Source organism: Achromobacter sp. 01N37 (genome assembly GCF_056399725.1).
On the sequence record NZ_JBFTRX010000012.1, the window covers coordinates 148,743 to 160,773 of the forward strand.

Sequence of the window (12,031 nt, forward strand, 5' to 3'; positions counted from 1 at the left end):
AGAAAAACGGCCGCTGACGATTCAGCGGCCGTTTTTTTTGGGATGGCGATAACGATAACGATAACGACAACGCGTCAGGCGCCGCCCAAGGTCTTGGTCTTGAATGTGGCAATGGCCTCGGCCGATTTCCCCAGCACGTCCCGCAACACTTCGTCCGTATGTTCGCCCAGCAGCGGCGGCGCGCGCCGGTACACCACGGGCGACCCCGAGAACCGCAACGGGCTGGCCGTGACGGGTGCCGTGCTGCCTGACGGATGCGGCAGATCGCGGCGCAGCTGCCGTGCTTCCGACTGCGGATGCGCAAACGCCTGTGCGATGTTGTTGATCGGGCCGCAAGGCACGCCCACCGCTTCCAGCTTGGCGATCCAGTCGTCGCGCCGGCCTTCCTGCATGATGGCCGTCAACATGCCAATCAACAATTCGCGGTTCGTGACGCGCAGCCGGTTAGTGCAAAAGCGCGGGTCGTCGCCCAGCTCTGGCACACCGATGGCGCGGCAATACGCGCGGTATTGCGATTCGTTGCCCGTCGCCACGATCAGATGGCCGTCGCTGGCCGCGAACACCTGATACGGCACCACGTTCTGATGCGCGTTGCCCGCGCGCGTGGGCGCCACGCCCGAGTTGAAATAGTTCGAGTTCTGGTTGGCCAGCAGCGCCACGTGGCAATCCAGCAAGGCAATGTCCAGATGCTGGCCCAGCCCGCTGCGATGGCGCTCTTGCAGCGCGGCCAGGATGGCGACGGTGGCGTACATGCCGGTGACGATGTCGGTAACCGCCACGCCCGCCTTCTGCGGGCCGCCGCCGGGCAGATCATCGCGTTCGCCGGTGATGCTCATCAGCCCGCCCATGCCCTGGATCATGAAGTCGTACCCGGGGCGTTGCGCGAAGGGCCCGTCTTGCCCGAAGCCGGTGACCGAGCAATAGATCAGGCGCGGATTGATTTCTTTCAGGCTGTCGTAGTCCAGCCCGTACTTGGCCAGCCCGCCCACCTTGAAGTTCTCAACCAGGATGTCGCTGACGGCCGCCAGTTCGCGGATCAGCGCCGCCCCTTCGGGCGTGGCCATGTCGGCTTCCACCGAACGCTTGTTGCGGTTGGCGCTGAGGTAGTAGGCGGATTCGCTGGTGTCCTGGCCGTCGCCATCCTTCAAGTAAGGCGGCCCCCAGGCGCGCGTGTCGTCTCCCACGCGCGGGCGTTCGATCTTGATGACGTCGGCGCCCAGGTCGGCCAGGTTTTGCGTGCACCAGGGGCCGGCCAGGATGCGTGACAAATCCAGCACGCGGATGCCATCGAGCGCGGGCGGCCGCGTCATGATTGCACCGTCGCGGTGCCGTGGCTCATGACCACGATGTCGCGTTCGCGCGCTCGCGCCCGAAAGCGGATCTGCCCATCCGGCATGCGCCAGATATCGCATTGCAGCGTCTCGCCGGGGTACACCGGCGCCGAGAAGCGCGTGTTCAAACTGGTCAGCCGCGACGCGTCGTAATCGCAGCAGCTTTTCACGATGGCGTGCGCCGCCACGCCATACGAACACAGCCCATGCAGAATGGGCCGGGGATAACCCGCTTGCTTTGCGACGTCGGGGTCGGCGTGCAGCGGATTGCGGTCGGCGTTCAAGCGGTAGAGCAGCGCCGCGCTGGGCGGAATGCGCAACTCGCAACGCAGGTCCGGCGCGCTATCCGGCGCGGCGGGCAACGGTTCGGGGCTGGCGTCGCCTTGCCCGAAACCGCCGTCGCCCCGGCAGAAGGTGCTTTGCTGCAAGGTGGCCAGATGCGTGCCGTCTTCGCCATGCAGCGTGCGCTCGGTGATGACGATGGCGCCTTTGTCTGCGCCCTTGTCGATCACATGCGTGTTGCGGCTGCGGCCGGTGACCATGCCGGATGCCGGCAACGGCGCATGCACTGTCAGCCGTTGCTCGCCATGCACCACCTTCACCCAGTCGATTCCCGCGCGCGGCTCGCGCACCCAGAAGCCCGGGTAGCCCAGCACCACGCTCATCGTGGGAAAGGCCTGCAAGTCCTTTTCGTAGACGTAGCGCAACTGGCTGGCGTCTTCGGGGTCTTGCCCCAGGCCGATGCCCAGCGCGTACAGCATGGTGTCTTTCTGCTCGTAGCGCTGACGGACCTCGTCAAAGCGCCAATCCTTCACGGTTGCGTAATCCAGCGGCATGGCGGTCTCAGATGGGGTCCCAGTCGATGACGTCTGGCGAACGCTCCAGCGCATAGAAGTGCTTGCGCATGGCGGGCACGGCGATCTCGGCGATACGTTCCGGCGTCCAGCCTTCGCTGTTGTGCACCGTGCGCAGCGGCCGCGGCTGGCTCATCAGCATGATTTCGTTGGCGCGCACGGCGAAGATCTGCGCGGTGATCTCGCTGGCCGCGTCGCTGGCCAGATACACCGCCATCGGTGCGACCTTGCCCGCTTCCATCTTCTTCAGCTTTTCGACGCGCGCCTTTTCTTCGTCTGTTTCGGCGGGGATGGAACTCGTCATGCGGCTCCACGCAAAGGGGGCGATGCAATTCGAGCGCACGTGGTAGCGCGCCATGTCGAGCGCGATGGATTTGGACAGCGCCACGATGCCCAGTTTGGCGGCGGCGTAATTCGCTTGGCCGAAGTTGCCGATCAGGCCGGAGGTGGACGTCATGTGCACGAAGGCGCCCGATTCCTGCTCGCGGAAATAGGGCGCGGCTGCGCGGCTCATGTAGAACGAGCCGTTCAGATGCACGTCAATCACCTGACGCCATTCCTCTTCGCTCATCTTGTGGAAAACCCGGTCGCGCAAATTTCCCGCGTTGTTGATGACGGCGTCAATTCGGCCGAACGCGTCGATCGCGGTCTGCACCACGCGGCTGGCGCTGTCATACGCCGCCACGCTATCGGTGTTGGCCACGGCCTGGCCACCCGCCGAAATAATCTCTTTCACAACCGCTTGCGCAGGCCCTTCGGCGCCGCCTTCACCAGTGAGCGATACGCCGATATCGTTCACGACCACCTTGGCGCCCGCCTGCGCCATCGCCAGCGCAATGCTGCGCCCGATGCCGCCGCCCGCGCCCGTGACGACCACTACCTTTCCGGAAACCATGCCGCTCATTGAATCGACTCCTTTGCTGCGGCGCGTGCGCCGTTTGTGGAAAACAGTTCCGCATCAACCGGTCTGGTTCACGGGAAAACACCATGGTAGATTCGACCCGGCATTCGAAGAATTCAAAATTAGAAATGCCCCCCTTCTGCGTGGTGGAACATGAGACATGATTTGACGGACCTGCGTTTGTTTCTGAACGTGGGCGAAACACTCAACCTGACCCGGGCGGCGGAACGCACGTTCCTGTCCTTGCCGGCGGCAAGCGCCCGGGTCAAGCACATGGAAGAAGCCTTCAAGGCGCGCCTGCTGGTGCGGCTGGCTACAGGCGTGGCGCTGACGCCCGCGGGCGAGGTGCTGCTCAAGCACGCCAATGCCGTCTTCCGGCAGCTGGAATGCCTGAACGCCGATCTGCAACCCTATGCCAGCGGGTTAAAGGGACGCTTGAGATTGCTGGCCAACACCACCGCCACGAACTCGTTCCTGGCCGATGCGCTGTCCACGTTTCTTGCGGAAAACCCTGACGTGGACGTCGAGCTTGAAGAGAAAATTTCGGGCGACATCGTCATTGCCATCCGTGCGGGGGCGGGAGACCTTGGCCTGGTGGCGGGCAACATCGACGTCGAAGGCCTGGACGTCACGCCGCTGTTCCGCGACGAACTCACGGTGGTGACGGCGCTGGATCATCCGCTGGCCGCGTCACAGTCGGCGCACTTTGCAGACCTGGTCGACGCCTACCAGTTTGTGGGCATCCATCCCGACAGCGCTATCCAGACCTTTCTGGAAGATATTGCCAGCGGTCTGGGCAAGCGCATCTGCCAGCGCGTGCACGTCGGCAGCTTTGAAGCGGTGTGCCGCATGGTTGAAGCGGGCGCCGGCATTGCCGTGGTGCCACGCGCGTGCGCCGCCCGCTACAGCCGTCCCAACGCCTTGCATGTGCTGAAGCTGGACGACCCCTGGGCCTTGCGTGACCGCCTGCTGTGCCGGCAACGCGGCCGCGACCTGCCGAGCTTTGCCGAGTGCTTCATCGAACACGTGCAGCGCGCGGCGCGCGGGCAATAGCATCGGGACGTTGTCCTAACTTGCCATCGTCCTTTTGGCGTGCGCCGGATGTCGTATCCGCGCATCGCCATAGGGAAAATCCTGTTCGGTCAGCGAACCCAGGGGCGCTGCGAAAGAGGGGCTTTTGAAAATATGTAGCGGCGAATCCGGGCGCTCGGAAAATAATAAAAAAGAGTTAGCAAACACACGCTAGCCAATAAGAGCGGCGGGCAGCAGTTCTGAACGCTTGACCGTGAACAAGACCAAGAATCAGGAGACTGCTGTGATCGATCCTCAACGCCGCCGCGTCGTCGCGGGGCTGGGCGCCGCCTGCGCCGCCGCTGCTTTGCCTGTGCTGTTCCCCAAGGCCGCCCGCGCCGCCACCTGGCCGGGCCACGCCGTCACGTTCATCGTTCCCTTTCCCGCGGGCGGCCCGGTGGACACCACCGCGCGCTTCACCACGCAGCCGCTGGGCCAGCTGTGGTCGGTGCCCACTGTTGTGGATAACAAGTCGGGCGCGGGCGGCATCGTCGGCGCGCAGTTCGCGGCCAAGGCCGAACCCGATGGCTATAACTTTTTCTTCGCGTCCATTCACCATGCGGTGCTGCCCAGCCTGCGCACCAATCTGACGTACGACATCACCACCGACTTCGTGCCGGTGGGCATGGCGGCGGTGTTCCCCATCGTGCTGGTGGTGAATGCGTCACTGCCCGTGAACACGGTGAGCGAACTGATCGCCTACGCCAAGCAGAACCCCGGCAAGCTGTCGTTCAGCTCGTCGGGCACGGGCGGCGGCACGCACCTGGCGGGCGAACTCTTCAACGCCATGGCCGGCATACGCATCCAGCACGTGCCATATCGCGGCAGCGCTCCCGCCATGCAGGACTTGTTGGGGGGGCAGGTGCAAGTGATGTTCGCGGATGGCCCGTCTGCGGTGCCGCACTTGAAGGGCGGCAAGGTGCGTGCGCTGGGCGTGGGCAACCCCACGCGTTCCAGCATGCTGCCCGATGTGCCGACTATCGCCGAGTCCGGCTTGCCGGGCTACGAAGCCTATTCCTGGAGCGGCGTGATGGCGCCCAAGGGCACCCCGCCCGACATCGTGAAACGCATGAACGCCGACATGGTAAAGGTGCTGTCAGACCCCGCCACGGCCAAGGGCATGATCGCGGCGGGCGCCGAGCCGAAACCAGGAACGCCCGAGCAGTTCGGCGAATTCGTGCGCGATGAAATCRTGAAGTGGCGCGACCTGATCAAGACGGCGAACATCAAGCTGGAGTAGGGGCGGGAAGGGGAATCAAGTCCCCTCACCGCAAGGCGGTGATCAAGCTGCCATCATCGCCTTGTGGTGATCAAGCTCCCATCACCGCCTTGTGGTGATCAAGCCCCCATCACTGCTTTGCGCGCGTTGCGATATTCCAATTCCAACTGATCCACCAGCGTCGCGATCGGCAGGATCTCTTGCGCTGCGCCCACACCCTGGCCGGCGCTCCAGACATCCTTCCAGGCTTTCGGCCGCGCGTTCTTGTCCATGTTGGCGGGCGGCGCTTCGCCGTTTTTGGCCAACACCAGCGGGTCCAGTCCGGCGGCCTGGATGCTGGCCGACAGATAATTCGCGGGCACGCCCGAGAAGTAGGGCGTGTAGGTGACATCGGCCGCTTGCGCTTGCAGCACCATTTCGCGATACGCCTCGCCCGCCAGCGATTCTTGCGTGGCGATGAAGCGGGTGCCCATGTAGGCGAAGTCGCAGCCCAGCACTTGGGCGGCCAGGATGTCTTTGCCGTGGCTGATGCAGCCCGACAGCGCCAGCGGGCCGTCGTAGAACGCGCGGATTTCATTGACGAGCGCAATCGGATTGATCTGGCCCGCGTGGCCCCCCGCGCCCGCGGCAACCAGGATCAGGCCATCGACGCCCGCTTCCAGCGCGCGCTTGGCGTGCCGCACGTTCGTGACGTCGTGATAGACCAGCCCGCCATAGGGGTGCACCGCGCGCACCACCGCTTCGGGTGCGTGCAGTGACGTGATGATGAGCGGCACGCGCCGTTCCGCGCAGATGGCCAGGTCACCCTGCCAGCGCGGGTTGCTGGGATGAATGATCAGGTTCACGCCATACGGCGCAACCTTGGCCGACGGATCGGCGCGCCGCTTGGCCGCCAGCCCGTCTTCGATGCGGGTGATCCAGTCTTGCAGCTGCTCTTGCGGGCGGGCATTCAGGGAAGGAAAGGTGCCGATGATCCCCGCTGCGCACTGCGCCACGACCAGCTCTGGCCCGGAGACCAAAAACATGGGGGCGCCGATGATGGGCAGGCGGGTCTGGGCGTGTAGCGCAAGCGGAGGATGCATCAGGGGGCTCCGGTAAGGGTCAGCGGGGGTCAGTTGGCCTGGATGTTGGCGCTTTGGATAACGTCAGACCACAGGGCGTATTCGCGGTCGATGCGGGATTGCAGCGCCTGGGAATCGCCCGTGTTGATGGTGTAGCCGCCTTCGGTCATGGCTTGCCGGAAGGCGGGGTCTTTGGACACGTCGGCCAGCGCCCGCGTGAGCCGTGCGGAGACGGCGTCAGGCAGCTTTTTCGGCCCGACCAGCGCGTACCAGCCGACCACTTCGTAGTCATTCATGCCGGCTTCCATCATCGTGGGCACGTCGGGCAGTTCCGGGTTGCGGGTCTTGGACGTGACGGCCAGCGCGCGCGCCTTGCCGCTTTTGATGAAGGGGATGGCGGTGCTGGTGATGTCGAACATGAACGTCACCTTGCCGCTGATCACGTCCATCATCGCGGGCGAGTTGCCGCGGTACGGCACGTGCAGCATGGAAGCGTCGGCCTGCTTCTTCAAGAGTTCGGCAGACAGGTGGTTGGACGCGCCGATGCCGGCGGAGCCGAACGACACGGCATCGGGATGCGAACGCGCGTAGTTGACGAGCTCGCCCACATTCTTGGCGGGAATCTGCGGGCCGATCAGCAGCACGTTGGCGTAGTCGACGACCAGCCCGATCAACGAGAAATCGCGGCGCGGATCGAACAGCGTGCTGCGTTGAACCAGCGGCGACATGGTCAATGTGGGGCTGGCGGCAAAGCCCAGCATGTAGCCGTCGGGCGTGGCCTTGGCGGTGGCGTCCGAGGCGATCATGCCGCTTGCACCCGCACGGTTTTCCACCACGACGGGCTGGCCGAGCTTGTCGCCCAGGTACTTGGCGAACACGCGCGCCGTGGTGTCCACGGGGCCGCCGGGGGCGTAGCCCACCAGCAGGCGGATGGGGCGTTCGGGGTAGGCGTCCGCGCTTGCGGGGGCCGCAAGTGCGCAAGCCGCCACGGCGGCGGCCGTAGCGAATAGGGTCTTGATGTTCACGCTGTTGTCTCCTTGGGGGTAGGGGGCAGGTCGTGGAGCGGAACAGCGAGTCCGCGCCTACGCCAGCCTTTCTTTCAACGGCTGCTTCAGGATCTTGCCGCTGACGGTCGTGGGAATCGTGTCAATGGGGATGATGCGAGCGGGGCGCTTGTACGGCGCCAGCTGCGCGCGCAGATGCAAGCCCAGCAGGTTGGTGTCGATCGTGGCGCCGGGCAGCGGCTCGACAAACGCGATGACTTCTTCATTCTGGTCAGCGGTGTTGCGCCCCACCACGGCCGACAGCCGCACGCCCGGGTAGGCGTTGATGACCGACTCGACTTCGATGGGATACACGTTGAAGCCCGAGCGGATGATCAAGTCCTTGGTGCGGCCCGCGATGAACAACGCGCCGCTGCCATCGACATAGCCGATATCACCGGTGTTGAGCCAGCCGCCGGGCAGCAGCGCGTCGGCGGTTTGTTCGGGGTTGCGGTAGTAGCCCAGCATGACGCCGGGGCCGCGGATCAGGATGTCGCCGCGTTCGCCGGGCGTGGGGGCGCCCGCGTCGGGGCTGCCGATGCGCAGTTCGACGCCGTCCACCGCATAGCCCGCCGAGCAGTCGTCGCGCGGCGCGTCGATGTTGGTGATGAACATCGACCCCGCGTATTCGGTGATGCCGTAGCCGTGATGCATGGGCACGCCAAAGTAGCGTTCGGCGTCGCGCTTGAGCGTCGGGTCAAGCGCCGCGCCGCCCGTGTACACGTAGCGCAGGGCAGGGGCGCGCAGCTCTGCGCGGGGCGGGGCTACCGCCATCATGCGGCTGAACATGGTGGGCACGCCTTGCAGGATGCTGACGCCGGGATGCGCCAACGCGTTGAAGGCGTCGTCGGCGTCGAAGCGGCTGCGCAGCACCAGGCTGGCGCCCGCATGCACGGTGGCCATCAACACGGTGGCGATGCCGAAGATGTGCGACATGGGCAGCGCCGCGTAGCCGATGTCGTGCGGCGTCAGGCGGCGCGATGCCGCCGACACGCGCGCAAAATGCAGCAGGCCGCGATGCGGCACCAGCACGCCCTTGGGTGCGCCCGTGGTGCCGGACGTGTAGATGACGGTGGCGACTTCCGCGGCCTGCGCGCCGGTTTCCGCTGGGGTTGGCGTGCTGGCGCGCGCGGCCTGTACGCCAGGCCCCCAGACGGCCGGGTCCGCATCCGCTGCATCAGCGGCCCTGGCATGATCAACCGCTGCCGCCGAGATGCCGGTGGTGTAGAGCAGCAGCTCGGGCTGCGCATGCTGGCGGATGTTGTCGACCTCGCGGGCGGACAAGCGGGCGTTCACGCCCACCGGCCACGCTCCCACGACGCCGCATCCGAACAGCGCCGCCACCATCGCCGCGCAGTTTTCCCCCACCATCAGCACACGATGGCCGGGCTGCACGCCTTGATCGCGCAACCAGCCCGCCACGGCTTGAACGCGCTGCCACAGCTGCGCGTACGTCAGCGTGCCGCCACCTTCTTCGTACAGGCAGATGGCGTCGGGCTGCTGGCGCGCTTGCTGCGCCAGCACGTGATGGATACGGGTGATGGGTTCTGCGTGAGACATCGGAGTCGCCGGTTAAATCAAAGCGTGGCTTGGGTGCCGAGGATGGCGGTGGATTGGCTGGACAGCGTGCCGCCATTGCCGTGCACCAGCGCAAGCTGGGCGTTGGCGACCTGGCGCGCGCCACCTTCACCGCGTAGCTGCCTGACGGCTTCGATCATGATGAAGACGCCGTACATGCCGGGATGCACGCAGCACAAGCCGCCGCCATTGGTGTTGACGGGCAGCCTGCCGCCCGGGGCAATGGCGCCGTCCGCAATGAAGTCTTTGCTTTCTCCTTTGGCGCAGAAGCCCAGGTCTTCCAGGAACAGCAGCGTGTTGATGGTGAAGGCGTCGTAGAGCTCGACGACGTCGATGTCTTTGGGCGTTACCCCCGCCATGGCAAAGGCGCGCTTGCCGGATTCGGCGGCGGCGGTCACCGTCAGGTCTTCCATTGAAGAGATCTGCCGGTTCCAGACGGCGGTGGCGTTGCCCAGCACGTAGACGGGCGGACGCGGCAGGTCGCGCGCACGGTCGGCGCGCACCAGCACGTAGGCGCCCGCGCCGTCGGTGACCAGGCAGCAGTCGCGCACGCTCAAGGGGTCTGACACCATGCGGGCGGACAAAATCTGGTCCAAGGTGGCGGGTTCGCGCAGTTGCGCCTCGGGGTTCAGCTGCGCCCACTGGTTGGCCGCCAGCGCCACCTGCGCCAGATGTTCGCGGCGCGTGCCGTACTGGTGCATGTGGCGCGCGGCCGCCAGGGCATAAGACGACAACGGGCTCAGCGGGTCGTAGGGCGCTTCGTAGGGTTGGGGGTCGAACTGCTTGCGGACGCGGCCGACTTCGGCGCGGCTCAGCGTGGACGTGCGCTGCGTGCTGCCATAGCAGACCAGCACGGCGTTGCACTGGCCGGAGGCCAGCGCATGCAGCGCCGGCATCAGGTGCGCAACGAAGCTGGAGCCGCCCAGCATGGTGCTGTCGATGAAGGTGGGGCGGATGCCCAGGTGTTCGATGACCGGCATCGCCCACATCGGCGCCGCCACGCTGGCGGTGCAGATGCCGTCGATGTCGCGCATCGTCAGCCCGGCGTCGGCCACGGCGCGCTGCGCCGCCTGCACCAGGATTTCCATTTCGGTGTAGCCCGTGGCTTGCCCCAGGCCAGCGTGGCCCACACCGGCCACGGCGACGGCGCCGCGTAGATCATTAAGCGTCATGCCGCCTCCTTGTTGGGTACGAAGATCACCAGGCCGTGGCCATCCTGTTGCGCGACCTGGGCGCGCACCGCCATGCCGATGTGTACGTCGCCGGGTGCCACGCCTTCCACGCGGCTCATCAGCCGCACGCCTTCTTGCAGGTCGATCAGCGCTACGTTGTAGTCGCCACCGGCTTCGGGCTTGCGCCGCACGACGGTGGTGGAATAAACGGTGCCGCGTCCGTCGGGCGTGGCCCAATCGAGTTTGTCTGCGCCGCAATGCGGGCAGATCATGCGGGGGTAGAACACGGCGCGGTCGCAGCCGTTGCAATGCTGGATAAGAAAGCGGCCTTGATCGAGCGCCTGGCGGTACTGCGCCTCGACGCCTTGCAACCCGCTTTCCTTGGGATCGGAAACAGTCATGGTGGGAGGGGATTCCAGTGGATGACGCTTGCTAGTGTCGGCACAGCCGCCGCGTTCGGCCATTCTTCATTGCTGAAGCAGGCCTTTTGCGCGCCTGTAGTGGCGGCGCCCTACATCCTGCGCGAAGCCGGTCTTCGGAAGAGGCAGATTGTCCGGTTGCACCGGCCATGGCTAGATACCGGGCAAAGGAGGTAGACCATGAACCTGACCTGGACGCCCGAAGAGCGCCAATTCCGCGACGAGGTGCGCGCGTTCGCCATCTCGAAGCTGCCGGACGATATTCGCGACAAGGTGCTGCGGCATCAGCGGCTGGAGCGCAACGACTATGTGCGCTGGCACAACATCCTGGCGGATCAGGGTTGGGGCGCGCCCAACTGGCCCGTCGAACACGGCGGCACGGGTTGGAACGCGTTGCAGCGCCTGATCTTCGAAGTGGAATGCTTCAAGGCCGGTGCGCCGCGTCTGCTGCCCTTCGGCTTGTCCATGATCGGCCCGGTGCTGATGAAGTACGGCAGCGCCGAACAGCAGGCCCGCCTGTTGCCGCGCATGCTGCGCGTGGAAGACTGGTGGTGCCAGGGCTATTCCGAGCCGGGTTCCGGGTCTGATCTGGCGTCGCTGAAAACGCGCGCCGTGCGCGAGGGCGATGACTACATCGTCAACGGCCAGAAAACCTGGACCACGCTGGCGCAGTACGCCGATTGGATGTTCTGCCTGGTCCGCACCGACCCCGACGCGCGCGCGCAGCGCGGCATCTCGATGCTGTTGCTGGACATGCGCTCGCCGGGCGTGACGGTGCGCCCCATCCGCACGCTGGACGGCGGCCATGATGTGAACGAGGTCTGGCTGGAAAACGTGCGGGTGCCGGTGTCGAACCTGGTGGGCGAAGAGAACCAGGGCTGGACGTACGCCAAGTATCTGCTGGGCCACGAGCGCACGGGCATCGCCGGCTTGGGCCATTGCCATCGCGAGCTGGGCATTTTGAAGGACATGGCTGCGCGCGCGCGTTCGCGCGGCTTGCCGCTGCTGGCCGACAACCGTATCCGCGACCGCATCTCGCGCATCGAAGTGGACATCATGGCGCTGGAAATGCTGCTGTTGCGCGTGGCGTCCAGCAATGACGGCACGCCGGGGCCGGAAGCGTCGGTGCTGAAGATACGCGGCTCCGAGATTCAGCAGGATCTGGCCATGCTGCAAATGGAAGTGGCGGGGCCGGATGCCTGGCCTTACGACCCCGATTGGCTGGAAGCGGACAACGACGGCCACGGGCCGGGGCCAGAGATGGCCGCCGCGGCCGGCGCGGGTTACGCCGATATGCGCAAGACCTCGATCTACGGCGGCACGACCGAAGTGCAGAAGGGCATCATCGCCCGCCTGGTGCTGGGCCTGTAGGCCGGCTGACG

General features: G+C 65.7%; 11 protein-coding genes. 3 read left to right on the top strand and 8 right to left on the bottom strand.

Translation table 11 applies throughout. The annotated features are described in order from the left end of the window. Window positions 1-74 precede the first annotated feature (74 nt). Genes AC1DSJ_RS22720 through AC1DSJ_RS22730 form a run of 3 tightly spaced genes read right to left on the bottom strand, consistent with a single transcriptional unit; the run spans window position 75 to window position 3,089 of the window. Window positions 75-1,310 (bottom strand): CaiB/BaiF CoA transferase family protein, encoded by a 1,236-nt coding sequence (locus tag AC1DSJ_RS22720; protein WP_175170762.1) that lies wholly within the window; start codon window positions 1,308-1,310, stop codon window positions 75-77. Further along, window positions 1,307-2,167: a MaoC/PaaZ C-terminal domain-containing protein gene (locus AC1DSJ_RS22725; protein WP_054420569.1), complete on the bottom strand. Its 861-nt coding sequence runs from the start codon at window positions 2,165-2,167 to the stop codon at window positions 1,307-1,309. Before AC1DSJ_RS22725 ends, AC1DSJ_RS22720 begins: the two co-directional genes overlap by 4 nt. Before the next feature lie 7 nt (window positions 2,168-2,174). Beyond that, window positions 2,175-3,089, bottom strand: a complete 915-nt coding sequence (locus AC1DSJ_RS22730; RefSeq protein WP_054420570.1) for an SDR family NAD(P)-dependent oxidoreductase — start codon at window positions 3,087-3,089, stop codon at window positions 2,175-2,177. A gap of 150 nt (window positions 3,090-3,239) precedes the next feature. Between AC1DSJ_RS22730 and AC1DSJ_RS22735 the strand changes: the two genes are divergently transcribed. Together AC1DSJ_RS22735 and AC1DSJ_RS22740 are read left to right on the top strand one after the other, a co-directional pair. After that, on the top strand, window positions 3,240-4,139 hold the full coding sequence (locus tag AC1DSJ_RS22735) for a LysR family transcriptional regulator (RefSeq protein WP_054420571.1): 900 nt from the start codon (window positions 3,240-3,242) through the stop codon (window positions 4,137-4,139). 262 nt (window positions 4,140-4,401) lie between these two features. Then, entirely contained in the window at window positions 4,402-5,397 is a 996-nt protein-coding gene (locus tag AC1DSJ_RS22740) for a Bug family tripartite tricarboxylate transporter substrate binding protein (protein ID WP_476760396.1), read from the top strand. A 98-nt stretch (window positions 5,398-5,495) separates the two neighbouring features. Here AC1DSJ_RS22740 and AC1DSJ_RS22745 read toward each other — a convergent pair whose 3' ends face one another. The 5 genes from AC1DSJ_RS22745 to AC1DSJ_RS22765 are packed head-to-tail and all read right to left on the bottom strand — an operon-like array spanning window position 5,496 to window position 10,631. After that, entirely contained in the window at window positions 5,496-6,458 is a 963-nt protein-coding gene (locus tag AC1DSJ_RS22745; protein ID WP_054420572.1) for an NAD(P)H-dependent flavin oxidoreductase, read from the bottom strand. Window positions 6,459-6,487: 29 nt separating this feature from the next. Beyond that, window positions 6,488-7,462 carry a Bug family tripartite tricarboxylate transporter substrate binding protein gene (locus AC1DSJ_RS22750; RefSeq protein WP_441370520.1) on the bottom strand — a complete coding sequence of 325 codons (975 nt, stop codon included), beginning with the start codon at window positions 7,460-7,462 and terminating at the stop codon, window positions 6,488-6,490. 57 nt (window positions 7,463-7,519) lie between these two features. Next, window positions 7,520-9,040: a class I adenylate-forming enzyme family protein gene (locus tag AC1DSJ_RS22755; RefSeq protein WP_441370521.1), complete on the bottom strand. Its 1,521-nt coding sequence runs from the start codon at window positions 9,038-9,040 to the stop codon at window positions 7,520-7,522. Between the two features lie 17 nt (window positions 9,041-9,057). Further along, entirely contained in the window at window positions 9,058-10,230 is a 1,173-nt protein-coding gene (locus tag AC1DSJ_RS22760) for a thiolase (protein ID WP_441370522.1), read from the bottom strand. Then, window positions 10,227-10,631 (bottom strand): Zn-ribbon domain-containing OB-fold protein, encoded by a 405-nt coding sequence (locus tag AC1DSJ_RS22765; RefSeq protein WP_054420576.1) that lies wholly within the window; start codon window positions 10,629-10,631, stop codon window positions 10,227-10,229. The genes AC1DSJ_RS22760 and AC1DSJ_RS22765 overlap by 4 nt, the downstream gene beginning before the upstream one ends. Before the next feature lie 198 nt (window positions 10,632-10,829). On the opposite strand from AC1DSJ_RS22765, the gene AC1DSJ_RS22770 reads away from it, so the two are divergent. Beyond that, window positions 10,830-12,020 carry an acyl-CoA dehydrogenase family protein gene (locus AC1DSJ_RS22770; protein ID WP_346552217.1) on the top strand — a complete coding sequence of 397 codons (1,191 nt, stop codon included), beginning with the start codon at window positions 10,830-10,832 and terminating at the stop codon, window positions 12,018-12,020. Window positions 12,021-12,031: the final 11 nt, after the last annotated feature.

Excerpts from the sequence above, each read along its gene's own strand:
- AC1DSJ_RS22720 (WP_175170762.1), bottom strand. The coding sequence starts at position 1,310 with ATGACGCGGCCGCCCGCGCTCGATGGCATCCGCGTGCTGGATTTGTCA.
- AC1DSJ_RS22725 (WP_054420569.1), bottom strand. The coding sequence starts at position 2,167 with ATGCCGCTGGATTACGCAACCGTGAAGGATTGGCGCTTTGACGAGGTC.
- AC1DSJ_RS22730 (WP_054420570.1), bottom strand. The coding sequence starts at position 3,089 with ATGAGCGGCATGGTTTCCGGAAAGGTAGTGGTCGTCACGGGCGCGGGC.
- AC1DSJ_RS22735 (WP_054420571.1), top strand. The coding sequence starts at position 3,240 with ATGAGACATGATTTGACGGACCTGCGTTTGTTTCTGAACGTGGGCGAA.
- AC1DSJ_RS22745 (WP_054420572.1), bottom strand. The coding sequence starts at position 6,458 with ATGCATCCTCCGCTTGCGCTACACGCCCAGACCCGCCTGCCCATCATC.
- AC1DSJ_RS22755 (WP_441370521.1), bottom strand. The coding sequence starts at position 9,040 with ATGTCTCACGCAGAACCCATCACCCGTATCCATCACGTGCTGGCGCAG.
- AC1DSJ_RS22760 (WP_441370522.1), bottom strand. The coding sequence starts at position 10,230 with ATGACGCTTAATGATCTACGCGGCGCCGTCGCCGTGGCCGGTGTGGGC.
- AC1DSJ_RS22765 (WP_054420576.1), bottom strand. The coding sequence starts at position 10,631 with ATGACTGTTTCCGATCCCAAGGAAAGCGGGTTGCAAGGCGTCGAGGCG.
- AC1DSJ_RS22770 (WP_346552217.1), top strand. The coding sequence starts at position 10,830 with ATGAACCTGACCTGGACGCCCGAAGAGCGCCAATTCCGCGACGAGGTG.